Genomic DNA, 18,405 nt, shown 5'->3' on the forward strand with positions numbered 1-18,405 from the left:
CGTTGCTACCGCAACCTCAACCGAACTCAGTACTGCACGCTCAGCCGCACGCCGCTGAAGGCGGTCGCGCCGTGCAGGCTGACGAACACGTAGCCGGCCGGCGGGTTGTTGACGGTCAACGTCTCGGTGTTGCCGCTCGCCGTCGAACGATAGTTGTGCGCCGAGCGCGTGGCCCAGGCACCCATCGTGTTGACGTAGAGGTCGGCATTGCCGGTGCCGCCCGAGGTGGTGATGCGCAACTGCGTGGTGCCCTGCGGCACGTTCACGAACATATAGACATAGCCGTCGGCCGAGGCGGCCAGGTTGCTGCGCGAACAGTTCCTGCCGAGCTCGCGAGTGTCGGCCCCGCTGCATTCCGGCAGACCGCCGCCTCTGCTCACCGTCACGCTCTTGGCGACCGTGGTGCGGGCGCCGCGGTTGTCGGTCACGGTCAGCTGCACCGCATAAGTCCCGGCCGCGGCATAGGTCTTGACCGGATTCGTCGCGGTCGAACTGGTGCCGTCGCCGAAGCTCCACGCGCGCGAAGCGATGCTGCCGTCGGCATCGGAAGAGCCGTCGGTGAAGCTCACCTTCAGGCCTTCGATGCGGGTGGTGAACGCCGCCACCGGCGGGGTGTTCCCGGTGCCGCCGCTGACCGTGACCGACTTGCTGGTGGTCGCCGTCGCGCCACGGTTGTCGGTGACCGTGAGCTGCACGGTGTAGGTGCCCGCGGCGGTATAAGTCTTGCTCGGGTGGGTGGCGGTCGAGCTGGTGCCGTCGCCGAACTTCCATGCGCGCGAGGCGATGCTGCCGTCGGGGTCGGAAGACGAATCGCTGAAGTTCACCGTCAGACCGTTGGCGGCATGACCGAAGCCCGCCACCGGCGGCTTATTGGGCGTGCCGCCGCAGCCGGGACCGTCCGGCGTGGCGACGCAGGGCAGCCAGGCACGGAAGGCAGCGTCGTTGTTGCCGCCGATGCCGCCCATGAAGGTGGCATAGCCGGTGTAGTTGCCGGGACGGAAGTAGCCCAGGATGCTGTTCACTTCGCTGCGGCGCTGCTCGAACATGAAACGCACCGCCAGATAGCCCCAACGGTAGACCAGGTTCTGGCCGCTGTTGTAGTCGTTCTGGTAGACCCGGCTGAGTGCGTAAGTGGCGCGTGCGGCCTCGCTTTGCGCCGCGGTGTTGGCCAGGTTGCGATACGAAAACGACATGTACTCGGCGAAGCCTTCGACCCACCACACGGTCTTTTGCTTCATCGCCGCGTTGAAGTCGCCGAACATGTTGAAGCGGCCGTCAAGGTAATGGATGTACTCGTGGGTGAGGTTCCAGATCTCGAAGGTCTGCGGCCGCATCCATTCGGCCTCGTAGGCGATGAAGCGCGCCTGGTTGCCGGTCGCGGCCGGGTTGCCCTCCAAGTACATGCCGCCGTTATTGGTGTTGATGCCGTAGAGCGCGCCGGCATAAATGCCGTAGTCGGTGCTGCTGTCGAACACCACCATTTCCAGCGCGGCGTTCTGGTCGTTCGCGACCGGCACGCCGCCGGTGGCCAGGGTCCGGTGGAAATAGGTCTCTTCGCCGGCGACGATCGCGCAGGTATCGGCCAACTGGGCCGTGGTCATCGACTGCGCGCGCAGGCGCAGGGTCGGACTGCAGGTGTGGCGGACCGGCAAGGCCGCCGCGTCGACCCGGGCCTTGAAGTCGCACAGGCCGTAGTAGCCGCAGTTGGCCTTGTCGAAGTAATCGACCATCTCGCCGATGCCGACCCACAGACGCGCGGTCGGTCCCGACACCGAGGATCGGTCGAGCAACGTCTTCGCCCGCGACTGGGCGATGCTCTTGACGTTGCCGGTGTACTGCAGGAAGCGGCCGATTTCGCGGCCGGCGTTGGCCACCAGGTAGTCGTCGGCCTGGCCCAGCATCGAGAAATGCGTATTGGCGAAGTTGTACAGCGTGTCGACGATCGAGGGATCGGCCTGCACCGCGGTGCGGAACGCCTCGTCCTGGTGGCCGCGGAAGGTTACGTTGTAGGCGTTGTTGACCGCCACCTTCATCCAGTAATACGCGTTGTAGCTGCTGTTGTAGCTGTCGAGCAGGCGCTTGACCACGTACAGGTAGCGCGCGTTCTCGATCGAGCTGTCGATCAGGGTGACGAACTCGGCCAGGGTTTCGCCGTGCACATCGTTGACCAGGCCGAAGTTCGCGTTTCCGGCGAAGGCGTCGAGGGCCGGGCGGATCGCATTCTTCAACGGCGCGCCGTAGCTGCCGACGCTGGTGTCGTAGAACTGCACGTAGTAACCGGCGCGCAGGAACAGCACCAGTTGCAGGGTGCTGCCGGCGTTGGTGCCGTTGTAGTTGCGCGCGGACGTGGCCAGGGCGTTGGCGACGGTCACCATCTGCGCTTCGCGGAAAGTGCCGTAGGCGGTAGTGCCGCTCAGGCCGAACAACTGGTTGATGCAATCGGTGTCGGCGCTTTTGACCGCGGCGACCAGGGCGTCGCCGCTGAGGCTGGCGAACTGGTTGGGGTCGCAGGCCGCCGCGGCCGCCTGCAGGCTGCGCGCGCTGAACTTCGCCAACGACGGCCGCTGCAGGATGTCGCGGCGCGCATCGGCGCGGTCGTACTCGCTGTCGGCGCGCTCGCGCAGCAGGGGCTGATAGGGAATGCGCAGCGAAGGTTCGGCGGCGCGGTCTTGCTGGTGGGCACCGAAGATCTGCCGTTCGGTTGCCGGCGCCTTGCGTACCGCGGCGACGCGTGCGGCGGCGGTCTGCGCGGCCGCGCTATTGCCGGCTACGAGATTGGCGCCGAGGTTGGCGGTGTGCGGCGGCATGGCCGCGACCGCACTCGATATCGAACTCGATACCGGGCTCGATTCGGCGGATGCGCCGTTCGGCGCGGCCCAGGGCAAGGCATAACTCAGAAAGCTGACGGCGGTAACGACGGCGCCAAGCATGAGGGCTTGGGTCGGCCCCGGTTTGGGTGCAAAAGACATCGCATTCTCCTTTGATTGGACGTCGGGCCCGATGCGGCGGCATGCGTGCGGCCTGGCGATCGGGTCCGTGGCTCCGGATTGCGGAAAGTCATCGACGGTCGGACGAGTGGATGAGGGCTGCTCTCCTTGCTCGGTGAGTGGCTGGCTCGGTGGCCGGGACGCGCGCATCGCGCACGTTCGTGGGGGACGGGACGGCCGGCGGATCCAGGACGGGCGCGGCAGACGTCGCGGATCGGTCGGCGCGCGTTCGCGCGGCCTTATCCGCCGGGCAGCCGGGTTCGCGGTGCAGGCCTGGCCTGCCCCTCGATCGGTCCCGAGTCTGTTCACCGGCGGGCCCCCTGCCAGGCCGGTCACACGCCTGACATGTCGCCAGGCTATTTTGTATACCGTATACCGTATCTGGTAATTTGGCCCGATTCCGTGACGTCAGTCTGCGCAGTCGATCACCGTGCCAAACAGACGTTCGTACGCCGACGGACGGCGGTCCGCGTCACCGCGCTACCGGCGGCAAGCACATCCACGCGACGGCAGCGACGGCCGCGCGTTCGCGAGCCCGGATTCGAATCGCCCGACGCTCGAACGCCTCGCCCCTTCCGGCGGTGTCCCCGCCATTTCCCCACTCACGCGTACCCAGGCGCCCGCCTCGCTCGCGGGCAGGCCGCAGGCGCTGGCGGTTGGGTAGACTGAACGCATGAGCATCGTCCCCCGTTCGCTGTCCGACCAAGCCTTCGAAGTGGTCCGCGAACGCATTCTGTCGACCCAAATTCCGCCGCTCGCGCCGATCCGCCAGGAGTTGCTCGCCGAGGAACTCGGCATCAGCAAGATTCCGCTGCGCGAGGCGCTGGGCCGGCTGGAACAGCAGGGCTTGTTGAGTTCGCACCCCAACCGCGGCTTCTTCGTGCCGGCGATGACCGCCGGCGAGGCCGAGGAAGTGTTCGCGCTGCGCCTGAAAATCGAGCCCGACGCCGCCGCCCATGCCTGCCTGGAAGCGGGCGAGGACGAACGCAAGGCTGCCACGGCCGCGCTGGCCGCGCTGGAAACGGCTTCGAAGACCGACATCCACAACGCGGTGCGCTTCAACCGCACGTTCCACCTGTCGCTGGTGCGGCCGGGCGGCCGCCACGTCACCACCCAACTGGTCGAACGCCTGCAGGTGCTGGCCGAACGCTATGTGCGCAAGCACCTGGAGCCCGAAGGCCGCGAGGCCCGGGCGAGCAGCGAGCACCACGAGATCCTCGATGCCTGGCTGGCGCGCGACTCCGCGCGCGTGGCCGACCTGCTGTGCGCCCACATCGTTTCGACCTTGAACGATCTGCGCCTGCAACTGGAACAGATCGACCACAGTGGCGAGGCCGGCCAAGCCAGAGTCAAACGCAGCCGGCGTCCGCGCAAGTAAACGCGCGGATCAACGCGCGATCAGTCGGCGCGCGGCCGACCGGCTCGGATCACTCTGGTCAATTCGTGCCGTGGTGCTTGCCCTGCCAGGGCCTGTACCAGTCGCGGATGCGGCGGATGTCGGCGTCCATGTCCTCGCCGAGCTGGAACGCCTCGCCGATGCCGATGATCTTGTCGGGATAGTGGAAATACGCCGGCACCACCGGCACGTCGGCGGCCTTGGCGATCTTCCAGAAACCGGCCTTCCAGCGCTCCACCGCCTTGCGCGTGCCCTCGGGGGCGAGGCCGAACCAGAAATGCTCCTGGGCGCGGATCATCGCCGCGGCCTGCTCGATCACACCGTGCGCGGCGCTGCGGTTGACCGGAATGACTCCGAGCGAACGCAGCAGCCCGCCGAGCAGGGGCACGCGGAACAGCGAATCCTTGCCGAGGATCTTCACGTCCAGGCCCATCGCCGCCTTCGCCGCGAAACCCCAGACACCGTCCCAGTTCGAGGAATGCGGCGCGCCGATCAGCACCGCGCGCGGAATGTCGGGAAAAGCGCCGACCATGCGCCAGCCGCCGAGCCGCAGGATGGTGCGGCCGACCCAGCGGGTGAAACGGTTGAAACGCACTTGCGGCACGTTCGGCGGCAAGGTCAGGACGATGTCGTCGCGGGCTGGCTGCTGCATGCGTGCTCCGTCAGTCCCAATTACTTTGCGAACGACCGCGCTTGGTCGTGCTGCGTTCGCGCTTGGCGCCGAGGCGGCGTTCCTTGGAAGCACGGCTGGGTTTGGTGGCGATGCGCGGCTTGGGCGCGCGCAGGCCGCTGTCGACGAAGGCGGCCAGACGCACGCGGGCGTCCTCGCGGTTGCGTTCCTGGGTGCGGAAACGCTGCGCGCTGATCACCAGCACGCCCTCGGTGGTCACGCGCCGGTCGCGCTTGCTCAGCAAACGCTCGCGCACGGCCTCGGGCAACGACGGCGATTGCGCGATATCGAAGCGCAATTCCACCGCAGTCGCGACCTTGTTTACGTTTTGCCCGCCCGGACCGGTCGAACGCACGAAGCGCTCGACCAATTCCTGTTCGGGAATCGTGATCGACAGATCCACCATGCTCTCCTCCGCCGGCGATTGTAGACCGGCGCGCGGTCGCGTCCATTACGCGGTATTGACGCAGGCCGGGCGAAGCCGGGCTTGACCGCGGCGGGCGATTGTGCCGGCCGTCGTTGACGCGGCCGCGGGCGAGGCGGACCATGCCGGGACCGGTCCAAGGAGGAAGTCCGTATGCGCCAGCGCCTGCCCCGCCCGCTCGCCGCCGTCCCGCTCGTCGCAGTCCGGCTCGCCGCGGTCCGGCTCGCGGCGGTCATGTCCGCCGCACTGTTCGCCGCCGCACCGGCGCTGGCGCAGAGCGGCTACCTCGACCCGGCCAACGTCGACGCCATCGCCTCGCAACGCGCGCAACGGCAAACCCTGCAATCGGCCCAGGCCATCGCCGAGGCCGTGGTCGGGCGACCGGCGAATGCCACCGACCAAGAAGTCCTGCGCAAGTACTCCGGCGTGCAGAGCGGCTTCATGCAGCAGTTGCAGAACGCCGCCGGCGCCGCCACGGCGAGCCAGTACGACGACAGCCGCCAGGACAACCGCTACGACGACAGCAACTACGGCCGCGACGCCTACGGCAACGTCTACGACCGCAACGGCTTCGAGCAGAGCAACGGCGGCTTCAGCGCTTCCGAGCTGCAGGCCTTGACCCAGTTGTCGCGCACCCCGGAAGGCCGCCGCGTGCTGGAACAGATGGGGCAGCAGGGCTACGGCGTCGGCGGCAACGGCTCGGGCACACCGAAACAAGTGCTGCGCGACGCCTTCCTGCAGGACCTGCTCAACGCGGCCTCCAATGCCGCCGCGCGTCCGGTCTATCGCGAGTACCAGCGCCGTCCCTGATCTGGCGGTGCTCGACTGATCCCGCAAAAATCCACGACGACGGCCGCATTGACGGCCGGCGTACGGCCACGGACGATGCCGTCCCCCTTCAAGGAAGAACACCCATGATCCAGCTGTCCCGCGGTCTTTCCGTCGCGTTGCTGAGCACCGCGCTGTGCGCGGCGCCCGCCTTCGCCGCGCGCCCGAGCGACGCCCAGATCGACCAGCTCATGCAGTCGATGAACTACGAGCGCATGAAGGGCGAGATGCTCAAGCAAATGCGCGAACCGGCCGAAATGATGGCCATGGCCGAAGCCGGCGACGGGCTCGACGACAAGCAACGCGAAGCGCTCGCACGCAGCCTGGCCCGGCAGATGAGCATGGTCGAGGAGATGCTGGACTGGAAGGCGGTCGCGCCGATCTATCGCAAGGTCTACGGCGAAACCTTCGATGCCGCCGAAGTGCAGGCCCTCATCGATTTCTACGGCAGCCCGGCCGGGCGCAGCATCATGGAAAAGATGCCGCTGGCGATGGGCCGGACCATGCAGGAACTGCAGCCGTTGATGAAGACCATGTTCGAGCGCATGCAGCGCGAGCTGCGCAACGAGGTCAAGGACATCGTCGACGGCGACGATAAGGCCGCACCGGCGCCGCCGAGCCCGCCCCAGCCTGCGACCGGCGGCTGAGCCGGCTTCGTCGCTAAGGCGCAGGAGCAAATCCCCCCTGCCCCCCTTTGTCAAAGGGGGGAACTGCGCGCTGGTTCCAAGGGGACGAAAGCCGTTGCGCCAACGCCCTCAAACGGCCGGCGGCGCCTCGAACAGGGCCAGGGCCTTGGCGAACTCCGCGTCCGGCGGCGCCACCGCGACGATGCGCTCGCCGCTGACCGGGTGCAGGAAGGCCAGCCGCTGCGCGTGCAGCAACATGCGATGGATGCCGAGCATGCGGAAGCTGCGGTTGTGGCGGCCGTCGCCGTGGCTGGTATCGCCGATCAGGTGATGCGACAGATGCTTGAGATGGCGGCGGATCTGGCGGAAACGCCCAGTCTGCGGCTGCGCCAGCAACAGAGCGTAGCGCGAGGTCTCGAAGCCCGCCGACGGCAAGGCCAGCTCGGCACGCCCGAGGCAACGGAAACGGGTCTGCGCCGGTTTCTTGACCGGCTTGCCCGGCCCGCCGTCGAGGTCGTGATCGACTTCGAACGCATCCTCGGCCGGCCAGCCGCGGCACACCGCCAGATAGTCCTTCTCGACCTCGCGCGACATCAGCACCTTGCCCAGGGTCGAGGCCGCTTCGCGATCGAAAGCCAGCAACAGGCAACCGCTGGTGGCGCGGTCGAGGCGGTGGACCAGGAAGATCGGCCGGCCGAATTGCTCGCGCAGGCGGTCGGCGGCGAAGTCGGTCTCGCCGCGCGCGAGGGCGCTGTCGTGAACCATCAGCCCCGCCGGCTTGTCGATGACTGCGATCGTCTCGTCGGCGTACAGCACCGGCAGGCCGGCGGCGGCCACCTCCGCGCGCGGGTTGGCGTCTGAATCTGGGGTCGAACTGAACGTCGGGTTCATGAGGCCGTACACGGGCGCTAGGGTGGTCGACCGCTATCTTCGTCTATTGCAGCAGGGCCTCCCAGAGCGCCATCCAATATTTAGCGCTCGCGCAGCGCCCGTCGAACCTTCAACGCTCCCAGCGCCATCGAACACTTCAGGACTCACATGCCCCAACACCGCACTCGCCTCGCCCCGCTCGCCGCCTCGCTCGGCCTCGCCCTCGCTGTGGCCCTGTCGTCGGCCCAGGCCGAATCGCCGAAGCCGCCGGCCGGGGTCGGCGCCGGCCCCTGCGTCGAGGGCATTTGCGAGTACCGCTTGAGCAACGGCCTGCGCGTGCTGCTGTTTCCCGATGCCAGCCAGCCCACGGTGACGGTCAACCTGATCTACGCCGTCGGTTCGCTGCAGGAGAACTACGGCGAGACCGGCATGGCCCATCTGCTCGAACACCTGCTGTTCAAGGGCACGCCGCGCCATCGCGACATTCCCGGTGAGATGAAGAAGCGCGGCATCGGCTTCAACGCCGAGACCTCGCTCGACCGCACCAACTACTTCGCTTCGTTCCCGGCCAACGACGCCACCCTGGACTGGCTGCTCGGCCTGGAAGCCGATCGCATGCTGCATTCCGACATCGCCCGCAAAGACCTCGACAGCGAAATGACCGTGGTCCGCAACGAAATGGAGAGCGGCGAGAACAGCCCGGTCGCGGCGCTGATGCAGCGCGTGCGCTCGACCGCCTACCTGTGGCACCACTACGGCAACAGCACGATCGGCGCGCGCAGCGACGTCGAGAACGTGCCGATCGAGCGCCTGCAGGCTTATTACCGCGCCTGGTATCGGCCCGACAACGCCACCCTGGTGTTGGCCGGGCGGCTCGACCCCGCCGCCACCTTGAATGCGGTCGCGCGCCATTTCGGCCCGCTGGCCAAGCCATCCGAGCCGATGCGCAAGTTCTACACCCTCGACCCGGCCCAGGACGGCGAGCGCGACGTCACCGTGCGCCGGGTCGGCGACATCCGCCTGCTGATGGCCGCCTACCACGTCCCCGCCGGCACTCATGCCGACGCCGCCGCGCTCGGCGTGCTCGACGAGGTGCTTGGCCACGTGCCCGGCGGCCGCCTGCACAAGGCACTGGTCGAAAGCGGCCTCGCCGCGAGCGTCGGCGGCAGCAGCGAGCAACGCCAGGACCCCGGCCTGATGAGCGCGCTCGCCGCGGTGCCGAAGGACGGCGATGCGGCCAAGGCCGAGAAGGTGTTGATCGCCCAGCTCGAACAGATTGAACGCCAGCCGGTCACCGCCGCCGAAGTCGAAGCCGCCAGGCAGCGCCTGCGCAACGGCTTCGAGCTGGCCTACACCAATGTTTCCGGCGTCGCGATGGGCCTGTCGGACGCGGTAGTCGCCGGCGACTGGCGGCTGTACTTCCACTACCGCGACGCGCTCGAGAACGTCAGTGCCGACGACGTCAACCGCGTCGCCCGCCGCTATCTGACTTCGAGCAACCGCACCTTCGGCCGCTTCGTCCCGACCGACGCGCCGCAGCGGGTCGAGATCCCCACCGCGCCGAGCGCCGCCACGGTGTTGCAGGGCTATACCGGCAAGACCGCGATCGAGGCCGGCGAACATTTCGACCCGACCCCGGCCAACATCCAGGCGCGCACCGAGACCGTCACCATCGACACCGGCGTCGGCAGCGGCCTCAAGCTCGCCCTGCTGCCGAAGAAGACCCGCGGCGCCACCGTCACCGTCTCGGCCTCGTTCAACTTCGCCGACCTCGCCGCGCTCGACAAGCGCGAAGTCGCCGGCAGCATCGCCGGCGCCCTGCTGATGCGCGGCAGCGAAGGCCTGACCCGCCAGCAGATCGACGAGCGTTTCGAAGCGCTCAAGACCAGCGCGCGCATCAGCGGCAGCCTGCAGTCGGCGCGCATCGACCTGACCACGCGGCGCGAACAACTCGGCGAAGCGCTCGCGCTGGCCGCGAAAGTGCTGCGCACACCGAGTTATCCGGAGCAGGAATTCGAGCAATACCGCCTGCAGGCGATCACCGGCCTGGAAGCCTCGCGCCAGGAGCCCGGCAGCATCGCCGGCATCGCCATGGCCCTGCATTTCGACCCCTGGCCGGCCGGGCATCCGCTGCATGCGATGAACCTGGACGAGTCGCTGGCGGCGATCAAGGCGCTCAAGGTCGACGACGTGCGCGCCTATCACCGCGACCTGTACGGCAGCGCCGAAGGCCAGATCAGCGTGGTCGGCGATTTCGACCCGGCCGCGCTGAAGCAGCAACTGCGCAGCCTGTTCGCCGATTGGCGCCCCCAGCACGCGTTCGCGTCGATCGACACCCGCTACACCGCGGTCGCCGCCGAGCAGCGCCGCTTCGATACCCCGGACAAGCCCAACGGCGTGTTGCTGGCGCGCGCCAACCTGTCGCTGAAGGACACCGACCCCGACTTCCCGGCGCTGGTCGCGGCCAACTACATCCTCGGCGGCGGCACCATCAAATCGCGCCTGGGCGACCGCATCCGCCAGCAGGACGGTTTGAGTTACGGCGTCGGCAGCGACCTCGACGCCGACAGCAGCCGCAGCGGCCGCGACGACGCCGGCAACTGGTCGATCGAAGCGATCGCCGCGCCGCAGAACCTGGACAAGGTCGAACGCGCGATGCGCGAAGAACTCGCACGCCTGATCAAGGACGGCGTCGGCGCCGACGAACTGCGCGATGCGGTGTCCGGCCTGCTGACCCAGCGCGAGCAGGCCCGCGCCTCCGACCCGGCGATCGCCGCCGGCCTCGCCAGCAACCTGTTCTATGGCCGCAGCATGCAGTTCTCGGCCGACCTCGACGCGAAGTTCAAAGCGCTGACCGTCGATGCGGTCAATGCCGCGATCCGCAAGCACCTCAAACCGGAACGGTTGAGCGTCTACACCGCGGGTGATTTTTCCGCCGCGAAGAAGGCGCCGGCGGGCAAATAGAGCCGAGCTGCGGCAACAGCAAGAGCAAATCCCCCGCGCCTGCTGCGCAGGCGCGGCCCCCTCTACAAAGGGGGCAAGGCCGGTGCTGCTGTACTCGGTAACGCCGCCTTGAACCGCGAGCGGGGCTAGATCGGCAAGCGGCAGAGCCGCGGCGGAGCCGCCAGTGCTTGCCGCTGCAGGGGCTGCGCCGCCCCGCGCTCGCGAAGGCAATCGCAGCCCCGGAGGGCGGCCCACATGGATGCGGGCCGTTTTTCATCGGGACAGGGATGTCCCGTATGTAGATCCCTGCGGAGGCACCGCTCGTGCGGGCCCTTGACTCAAAGAGAAGCATTTTTCTTTGGTTACCTTTCTTTTGTTGCTTTAGACAAAAGAAAGTAACCCGCCGCTTTAGTGGCGGAAGCTTTTGGCGTTTGATCTGATCTTGCTTCTCAAGAAGCCACAAGCAAGTGCAAAGCTGGCGCTCCTGTAGGAGCAACGTAAGTCGCGACCACGTCCCGTCGGCCTTCGGCGCAGCCTTCAGGCAAGAGCAAAGCTTCCGTCCGCTGACGCGGCCGGGTTACTTTCTTTTGCTAAGCCCAAAAGAAAGCTAACCAAAGAAAAGGGCTCTCCTTGCAAGGGCACAAGCCCGCACGAGCGATGCCGACGCAGGGATGCTCCAGACAGGCCATCCATGGCCTGCTTGCGCACGGCCCGCATCCTTGCGGGCCGCCCTACGGGTCAGCTTTTAACCTGCAAAGCAGAAAGCAGAAAGCAGAAAGCAGAAAGCAGAAAGCAGAAAGCAGAAAGCAGAAAGCAGAAAGCAGAAAAGCTGATCAGAAACCTCGACATGGCACCAGCAAAAAACCTTACGACAATGATCGTCGCTGCTCTTGGGTAGGAACGGCGCAAGCCGCGACCGCGTGACCAGACGCGCCGGCGCCACCGCGAAGAGCTTCGGGCTCGTGCACCAACCGAGCAAGGTACCGCCGATCAACCCGAGCTCTTGCTCCGCGGCCACGCCGCCAGCAGCGCCCACAGACCGCCGAGACCGGCGATCCACGACGAAGCCGGGATCGACCAGAGCCTCGGGCCGCCCGATTCCATGCCGTACAGCACCGCCGCGACCACCAGCAGGCCGGTGCCGAGGATCGCCGCGACCGTGCGCCGCACCGCGTCCTTGATGGTGCGATTGAGCTCGGTGATGTCCTGCGAACGCATCTTCAATTCGTGCTGGCCCGACACCTGCTGGTTGAGCCAGCTGTGCAGCAGGCGCGGCATTTCCGGCGCGCGCGTCACCAGCTCGGGTAGGCGCTTGCGGAACTCGCTCGCGAGCCGCTGCGGGCTGTAGCGGTCCAGCAGGATGCGCTGTAGCACCGGCCGCGCCACCGCCCAGATGTCGAGCTTGGGGTCGAGCAAGCGCCCGACGCCTTCGATGTTGAGCAAGGTCTTCTGCAGCAGGATCAACTGCGGCTGCAGGGTCAACTCGTAACGCTGCGCGGTGCGGAACAATTTCACCAACACCTCGGCCAGCGAGATCTCGCTGAGCGGGCGGGTGAAGTACGGCTCGCAGACCGCGCGCGTCGCCGCTTCGAGTTCGTCGATGCGGATGTGCGGCGGAATCCAGCCGGCCTGCACGTGCAGCTCGGCGATACGGCGGTAGTCGCGGTTGAAGATCGCCATGAAGTTTTCGGCGAGGTAGTACTGATCCTCGTCCGAAAGCTGGCCCATGATGCCGAAGTCCAGGGCGATGAAACGCGGGTTGCTGCGCCGCGCCGGGTCGCTGTCGACCCAGATGTTGCCGGCGTGGGCATCGGCGTGGAAGAAATTGTCGCGGAACACCTGGGTGTAGAACACCCGCACGCCCTTGGAGGCGAGCGCGCGCCGGTCGATGCCGGCGGCGTCGAGCGCGGCGATATCGTCGGACGGAATGCCGTACACGCGTTCCAGGGTCAGCGCGCGTTCGCCGGTGTGCGGCCAGATCACTTCCGGCACGTACATGTCGTCGCTGTCGGCCCAGAACCGGCGCAGCACGCTGGCGTTGGCGCCTTCGCGCTGCAGGTCCAGCTCGGCGGCGAGGGTGCTCTCGATCTCGGCGACGATGGCGCGCGGGCGGATCTTGTCGGCGCTGGGATGGGCGCGGTCGACGAGGGCGGCGAGCGCCTTGAGCAGGGCGATGTCGCCGGCGATCTTGCCCTCGATGTCGGGACGCAACACCTTGACCACGACTTCGCGCGGCGGCTTGCCGTCCTGCGCCGGCAACCGCGCCGCATGCACCTGGGCGATCGAGGCCGAGGCCAGCGGTTCGATGTCGAAGGATTCGAAGGCCTCGCCGATGCGGCGCTCCAGCGCGTCCTCGACGATCTTGCGCGCGGTCTCGCCGTCGAACGGCGCGACCCGGTCCTGCAGCAGGGCCAGCTCGATCGCGATGTCCGGCGGCACCAGGTCGCGGCGGGTCGAGAGGATCTGCCCGAACTTGACGAAGATCGGCCCGAGTTCCTGCAGCACCAGGCGCAGGCGCGCGCCGCGCGACATCGCCGCGATCTCGTCGGAGGCGCGCGGCACGAACGGGCGCGCGAGCTTGAGCCAGCGTTCGACCGGGGTGCCGTCGAGCAGGTCGTCGAGGCGATAGCGCAGCAGCACGCGGCCGATACGCCAGGCACGCACCGCCGACCTCATGCGCTGCGTCTCGCGCGGTCGCGCAGGCGCGCCACGCGTGCGGCGGCGCGCTCGACGTCGTCGCGCAAAGTGTCGACGTCGTCGTGGAAGGCGTTGAGCTCATCGCGCGGCACCACGTCGCGCGACTCCTCGGTGACGTATTCGGCGGCATTGCCGGCCAGCGCGCCGACGGCGTCGCGGGCATGGCGCAAGGCGCCGGCGAGAGTGTTGGCGACCTGCACCCCGATCACCTCGCCGAACACCGCGGTGAAAGGTTGCTGCCAGTCCGGATCGAAGCGTTCGGCCAGGCGCTGCAGGCGCCGCGCCAGATCGGCGTCGCCTTCGATGCGCAACTTGCCGACCGGGGCGGCATGATCGTTGCGCCCACCGCCGAGCAGGTTCGGCAACTGCGACAGGATCGCGCCGAGGGTGCTGCGCACCGACAGGTCGGGCTCGTCGCTGTCGCGTACCGGCCCGACTTCGAGGCGTTCGCCGGCCACCACGATGCGCAAAGCCAGCGGCGGCGACGCCAAGTGCAGGGCGACGCTGCGGCCGTCGAGCGGGCGCAGGGCTTCGCGGGTGTCGGGATCGAGCGCGAGCGCGCGGTTCAACGCGGCTTCGAGCGCGCGGCCGGCCATCGGCTTGAGTGCGTCCAGGGGCGAGGCGGTATCGGTCATGCCGCCATTCTAGCCGGCGCACGCCGGCCGGCTGTTAGGAGGATGTCGAGGCCGCGCCGCCGCCCCGGGCGTGCTGGGCGCGCACCCGCGCCAGGCCTTCGTCGAAGCCGACCTGGGGCACGTAACCGAAGTCGCGCCGGGCCGGCGCCATGTCGTACCAGTGCGTGGTCGACAGTTGCTCGGCGAGGAAACGCGTCATCGGCGGCTCGCCCTTGAGCGGCAACACCGTCCATAACGCCTCGCAGACCGCGCCGATCGCATAGGCGGCGCGGAACGGCAGGGTCTTGTCGGCGGTCGGCGCGCCGACCGCGGCGAGCAGGCCGTTGACCGTCTCGCGCACCGTGCGCGGCTCGCCGTTGCTGATGAAATAGGCGCGGCCGGCGCAGGGCGCGCCCGGGGCGAGATGCTCGAAGGCGTCGAAATGCGCCTGCGCGGCGTTGTCGATATAGGTCGTGTCGATGCGGTTGTGGCCGTCGCCGACGAAACGCAGGCGGCCGCTGTTGGCGCGTTCGACCAGGCGCGGCAGCAACTGGTTGTCGCCGACGCCCCAGATCAGCCGCGGGCGCAGCGCGACCGTGGCCAGCTCCGGCCCGTTGGCGGCGAGCACGGCTTTCTCGGCGATGGTCTTGGTGGTCGCATAGGCGGCCTTGAAACCCTCGCCGTAGGGCACGGTCTCGGCGGTGCCGCCTTCGACCGGATGGGTGGCGCGGTGGGTCACGCTGGGCGTCGAGGTGTAGACGAGTTTGCCGATGCGGTGCGCGCGGCACGCCGCGAGCACGTTCTCGGTGCCGACCACGTTGGCCTGGTGATAGCTGTGATAACTGCCCCAGGCGCCGGCCTTGGCGGCGTTGTGGAAGACCGCCTCGCAGCCTTGGGCGGCGTCGATCACCGCCTGGCGATCGGCGAGATCGCCGCGCAGCTGGATCACGCCCAGGGGTTCCAGCGCCGGATACAGGCCGCGATTGAAGCTGACCACTTCATGCCCGCGCGCGACCAGGCCGCGGCACAGCGCCTGCCCGAGAAAACCGCCGCCGCCGGTGACCAGAATCTTCATCGTCGTTACGCCCGTGAAAGTCGTGAATGCAGCGCGCGGCTGCGGAAACCTTGCGCATCATAGGCCGTAGGCAAGGGGCTTCACCGTATGCCGGCGAGGAAGAGCAAATCCCCCACGTCCGCTGCGCGGCCGTTTGCCCCCTTTGTCAAAGGGGGCAACAGCACGGGCCGCTTCGATGCCGTTGGGTAGCGACAAAGACACCTACCCCTCTCCCCCCTTTGGAAAAGGGGGGGCTGGGGGGATTTGCTGTTCCCGCAAGGCAGGAAGATCGGCTCTGCCTGCCACGCCAAGCCTGCGTCGATCCGACGCAGCCGCTTCAACCCTTGCGCGCCTGCGCCGCCAGCTTCTCGCGCCCGATCTTGGCGTTGTGGCGGATGTCGACCGGAAAACCCGGATGGAAACGAATGCGCTCGATGCCGGCGGTGTGCGCATGCTGCGCGCCGATCGCACGCAGTTCTTCGGCGATGCGCTCGCACTCGGCGCGCGCCGTGCGCGGTTCGTGCAACTCCACCCACAGCAGCGGCGTCTGCGCACCGGCGGCGCCGGTGCCGACCAGGGCGGTGCGACGCACCTTCGGGTGGGTGTTGAACACCGGCTCGACCTGCTCGGTGTACAGCGGGCCATTCGCGGTTTCGACGCGATGGGTCTTGCGACCGCAGAACCACAGCCGGCCTTCGCCGTCGAGATACCCCAGGTCGCCCATGCGGTGGACGATGCGGTCGAGGTCGCCGCGCACTTCGCGGATCTTGGCCAGATGCGTCGCCGCATCGCGACGGAAATAGCTGTCGGTCGCGGTCGGGCCGGCGACGGCGATCTCGCCGACCACGCCGTCCGGCAGCACCAGGTCGTCGGACCAGTGTTCGATCGCGGCATCGTCGATGCGGATGATCCGCACCTCGTTGCGCTCTACCGCGCGGCCCACGCAGGTACCGGCGCCCTGTTCGGTCGCCGCGCGCGTGGACTGCAGTTCGCGGCCTTCGATCACCGCCACCGGCAGGCATTCGGTGGCGCCGTACGGGGTCCAGAACTGGGCGTCGCGCGGCAGCAGTTCGCGCAATGCCGCCACCGTTTCCGGCGGCACCGGCGCGCCGGCCGAGGTCACCCGCTTCACACCCGGCAGGGCCTGACCGTGTTTGGCCAACACCGCCATCAGCGCCGGCGAGCCGAACAGCTGGTCGACGCCGAAACGGTGGATCGCGTCGATCAGCTTGACCGGATCGGCCTGCGCCGGCCGGGTCGGGTCCATGTCGGGGATCACCGAAGTCAGGCCCAGCGCCGGGTCGAACAAGGCGAACGGCGGAAAGGTCGGCAGGTCGACGCCGCCGGGGGCGATGCCGAAGGCCTCGCCCATCATTTCGATCTGGGCGACGAAATGACGATGACGGAACACGACGCCCTTGGGTACGCCGGTCGAGCCGCTGGTGAACACGATCGCGGCGACTTCGTCGGGGCGGGTGTCGGCGAGCTGCGAGGGCGCACCGGCGCCGTCGCGTTCGACCCGCGCCAGGGTGTCGTCGGCGAGGAAAGCGCGCTTGCCGGTGGTGATGCGGATGCTCGCCGACTTCGCCCAGCCGAGCACGACCCGGGCGACATGCGCCAGCGGAATGCCGATGAAGGCCTGCGGCTCGGCTTCGTCCAGGCACTGCCGCAAGGCGCGCTTGTCGATGCCCGGGTCGATCAGCACCGGCACCGCGCCGGCCTTGAACAGGGCGAACATCAACAGGAAGAACTCCGGCGATGGCCGCACCATCACCGCGGTGCGGGTGCCGCGCACGATGCCGCGCTGGGCCAGGCCGGCGGCGATCGCATCGCTGCGACGGTCGAGTTCGCCGTAGGTCAGCTCGACGTCGTAGCTCGCCAGGCCGTCGCCGCGGCGCGTGCCCGGGCAACGCATCGCCACCCGCTGCGGCGATTGCGCCGCGCAGGCCGGCAACGCGGCGGCGATGTTGCAGGTGTCGTTGCGGCTCGCCGCAGCGGCGGCGCCGGCTTCGCTGGCGCCTGCTGCGATGACGGGTGCTGACGTCGGGGTCGTCATCGGCTCAACTCAAAGGGTGTCGGTCGAGGAAAGCGCGGATCTCGGGCACCAGCACCTCGGCCTGGTCTTCCAGCACGTAGTGGCCGGCATCGTCGAAAGCCTGCACCTGCGCCTGCGGCAGCGCATCGGTGAAGCCCTTGAGGAAGTGATGGTCGAAGACGAAATCGCGCAGGCCCCAGCCGATGAAGGCCGGGCGGTCGGCGTACTCAGGCAGCTTGCGCCCCATCGCCTGCACCAGCGGCCAGGCCAGGTCGCCTTCGGCGAGCGGAATGTCCTGGACGAAACGCGAGGTGGCGATGCGGTTGGCCCAGGAGTCGTACGGCGCCAGGTAGGCGCGGCGTACGTCGGCCGGCATCGGCTTGACCACGCCCATGCGCGCGGCGCCGCCGGCGAAGGCATTCAAACCGCGGATCAGGCCGATGCCGATCGCCGAGTCGCGGCCCAGGCGCAGGCGCTTGGGCAGGGGCTTGGCCGCCGGCAGCGGGAAGGCGCCGGTGTTGGTGATGACCAGGCGTTTGATCTGCTCGGAATGCTTGAGCCCCCAGCCGAAACCGATGCCGCCGCCCCAATCGTGTACGGCCAGGGTCATCGGCCCGGTCACGCCGAGATGCAGCAGCAGGCGCTCGACGTCGTCGACGCGCGACTGCAGGGTGTAGGCGTAATGCGGCTGCACTGCGGGATCGTCCGAGGGCTTGTCCGACAGGCCCATGCCGACGTGATCGGGGACGATGCAGCGATAAGCCTTGCCCGAACTCGGATCGCGTAGCGCCAGCACCAGCTTGCGCCAGTAATAGCTCCACGACGGATTGCCGTGCAGCATCACCACGACCTCGCCATCGCGCGGGCCTTCGTCGAGATAGCTCATCTCGATCCCGGGACGGACCTCGAAACGCTGCGGCTGGAACGGGTAGTCGGGGAAACTGCGGCTGGACGTCATCGGCGGCTCGTTGGCGGCACGCGAACGGGCGCGGACCTGGGCGGACAGGGCGCCATTATCGGCTGCATCGGCCGGATGGGGAACGTTCCTGCCGATTTGCCGGCCATTCGCCGCCGATCGATGCCGATCCGGCGATAGGGCCGGCCATCGCGGGCAGCGACGCGCGCCCTCGTCTCGTCCGCTCCGTTTGCCCGCTGTTCTTGCCTTCTGGTCGGGTCCGCTGGTCGGGCCCGCTCGTCCGGCCGATCGAAACAAAAGCTATCGTTTGAACATGCCGGCCCTGTGCGATTGCCGCGGTCCGCT

At 68.2% G+C, this 18,405-nt stretch carries 13 protein-coding genes; 4 read left to right on the forward strand and 9 right to left on the reverse strand.

Going from position 1 to position 18,405, the window contains the following annotated elements; genetic code table 11:
* Window positions 1–26: 26 nt before the first annotated feature.
* Window positions 27–2,969, reverse strand: coding sequence for a collagenase (locus ACTOWK_RS20270; protein ID WP_441331897.1), 2,943 nt, complete (start codon window positions 2,967–2,969; stop codon window positions 27–29).
* A 691-nt stretch (window positions 2,970–3,660) separates the two neighbouring features.
* Here ACTOWK_RS20270 and ACTOWK_RS20275 point away from each other — a divergent pair.
* On the forward strand, window positions 3,661–4,365 hold the full coding sequence (locus tag ACTOWK_RS20275) for a GntR family transcriptional regulator (protein ID WP_441331898.1): 705 nt from the start codon (window positions 3,661–3,663) through the stop codon (window positions 4,363–4,365).
* A 58-nt stretch (window positions 4,366–4,423) separates the two neighbouring features.
* Here ACTOWK_RS20275 and ACTOWK_RS20280 read toward each other — a convergent pair whose 3' ends face one another.
* The gene (locus ACTOWK_RS20280; RefSeq protein WP_441331899.1) at window positions 4,424–5,035 is read right to left on the reverse strand and encodes a 1-acyl-sn-glycerol-3-phosphate acyltransferase; all 612 of its coding nucleotides are present in this window, start codon (window positions 5,033–5,035) and stop codon (window positions 4,424–4,426) included.
* Between the two features lie 10 nt (window positions 5,036–5,045).
* The gene (gene arfB / locus ACTOWK_RS20285) at window positions 5,046–5,459 is read right to left on the reverse strand and encodes an alternative ribosome rescue aminoacyl-tRNA hydrolase ArfB (RefSeq protein WP_057919402.1); all 414 of its coding nucleotides are present in this window, start codon (window positions 5,457–5,459) and stop codon (window positions 5,046–5,048) included.
* A gap of 252 nt (window positions 5,460–5,711) precedes the next feature.
* Here arfB and ACTOWK_RS20290 point away from each other — a divergent pair, with 252 nt between their 5' ends.
* Together ACTOWK_RS20290 and ACTOWK_RS20295 are read left to right on the forward strand one after the other, a co-directional pair.
* Entirely contained in the window at window positions 5,712–6,287 is a 576-nt protein-coding gene (locus tag ACTOWK_RS20290) for a hypothetical protein (RefSeq protein ID WP_441331900.1), read from the forward strand.
* Between the two features lie 104 nt (window positions 6,288–6,391).
* Complete coding sequence (locus ACTOWK_RS20295; RefSeq protein WP_441331901.1) at window positions 6,392–6,952, forward strand: DUF2059 domain-containing protein; 561 nt, start codon at window positions 6,392–6,394, stop codon at window positions 6,950–6,952.
* A gap of 108 nt (window positions 6,953–7,060) precedes the next feature.
* Here ACTOWK_RS20295 and ACTOWK_RS20300 read toward each other — a convergent pair whose 3' ends face one another.
* On the reverse strand, window positions 7,061–7,822 hold the full coding sequence (locus tag ACTOWK_RS20300; protein ID WP_441331902.1) for a pseudouridine synthase: 762 nt from the start codon (window positions 7,820–7,822) through the stop codon (window positions 7,061–7,063).
* Between the two features lie 147 nt (window positions 7,823–7,969).
* On the opposite strand from ACTOWK_RS20300, the gene ACTOWK_RS20305 reads away from it, so the two are divergent.
* Entirely contained in the window at window positions 7,970–10,765 is a 2,796-nt protein-coding gene (locus ACTOWK_RS20305; protein WP_441331903.1) for a M16 family metallopeptidase, read from the forward strand.
* A 969-nt stretch (window positions 10,766–11,734) separates the two neighbouring features.
* Here the strand turns inward: ACTOWK_RS20305 and ubiB are convergent.
* The 5 genes from ubiB to ACTOWK_RS20330 form a co-directional block, all read right to left on the reverse strand.
* A complete protein-coding gene (gene ubiB, locus ACTOWK_RS20310) occupies window positions 11,735–13,420 on the reverse strand; it encodes a ubiquinone biosynthesis regulatory protein kinase UbiB (RefSeq protein WP_441331904.1) in 1,686 nt (561 codons plus the stop codon).
* Complete coding sequence (locus tag ACTOWK_RS20315) at window positions 13,417–14,076, reverse strand: ubiquinone biosynthesis accessory factor UbiJ (RefSeq protein ID WP_441331905.1); 660 nt, start codon at window positions 14,074–14,076, stop codon at window positions 13,417–13,419. The genes ubiB and ACTOWK_RS20315 overlap by 4 nt, the downstream gene beginning before the upstream one ends.
* A 34-nt stretch (window positions 14,077–14,110) precedes the next feature.
* A complete protein-coding gene (oleD, locus tag ACTOWK_RS20320) occupies window positions 14,111–15,130 on the reverse strand; it encodes a 2-alkyl-3-oxoalkanoate reductase (RefSeq protein WP_441331906.1) in 1,020 nt (339 codons plus the stop codon).
* Between the two features lie 316 nt (window positions 15,131–15,446).
* A complete protein-coding gene (oleC, locus tag ACTOWK_RS20325; protein WP_441331907.1) occupies window positions 15,447–17,165 on the reverse strand; it encodes an olefin beta-lactone synthetase in 1,719 nt (572 codons plus the stop codon).
* A gap of 4 nt (window positions 17,166–17,169) precedes the next feature.
* Window positions 17,170–18,102: an alpha/beta fold hydrolase gene (locus tag ACTOWK_RS20330; protein ID WP_441331908.1), complete on the reverse strand. Its 933-nt coding sequence runs from the start codon at window positions 18,100–18,102 to the stop codon at window positions 17,170–17,172.
* Window positions 18,103–18,405 lie beyond the last annotated feature (303 nt).

The organism is Lysobacter sp. CA196 (assembly GCF_052078695.1).
In the GTDB taxonomy this organism is placed as follows: domain Bacteria; phylum Pseudomonadota; class Gammaproteobacteria; order Xanthomonadales; family Xanthomonadaceae; genus Lysobacter.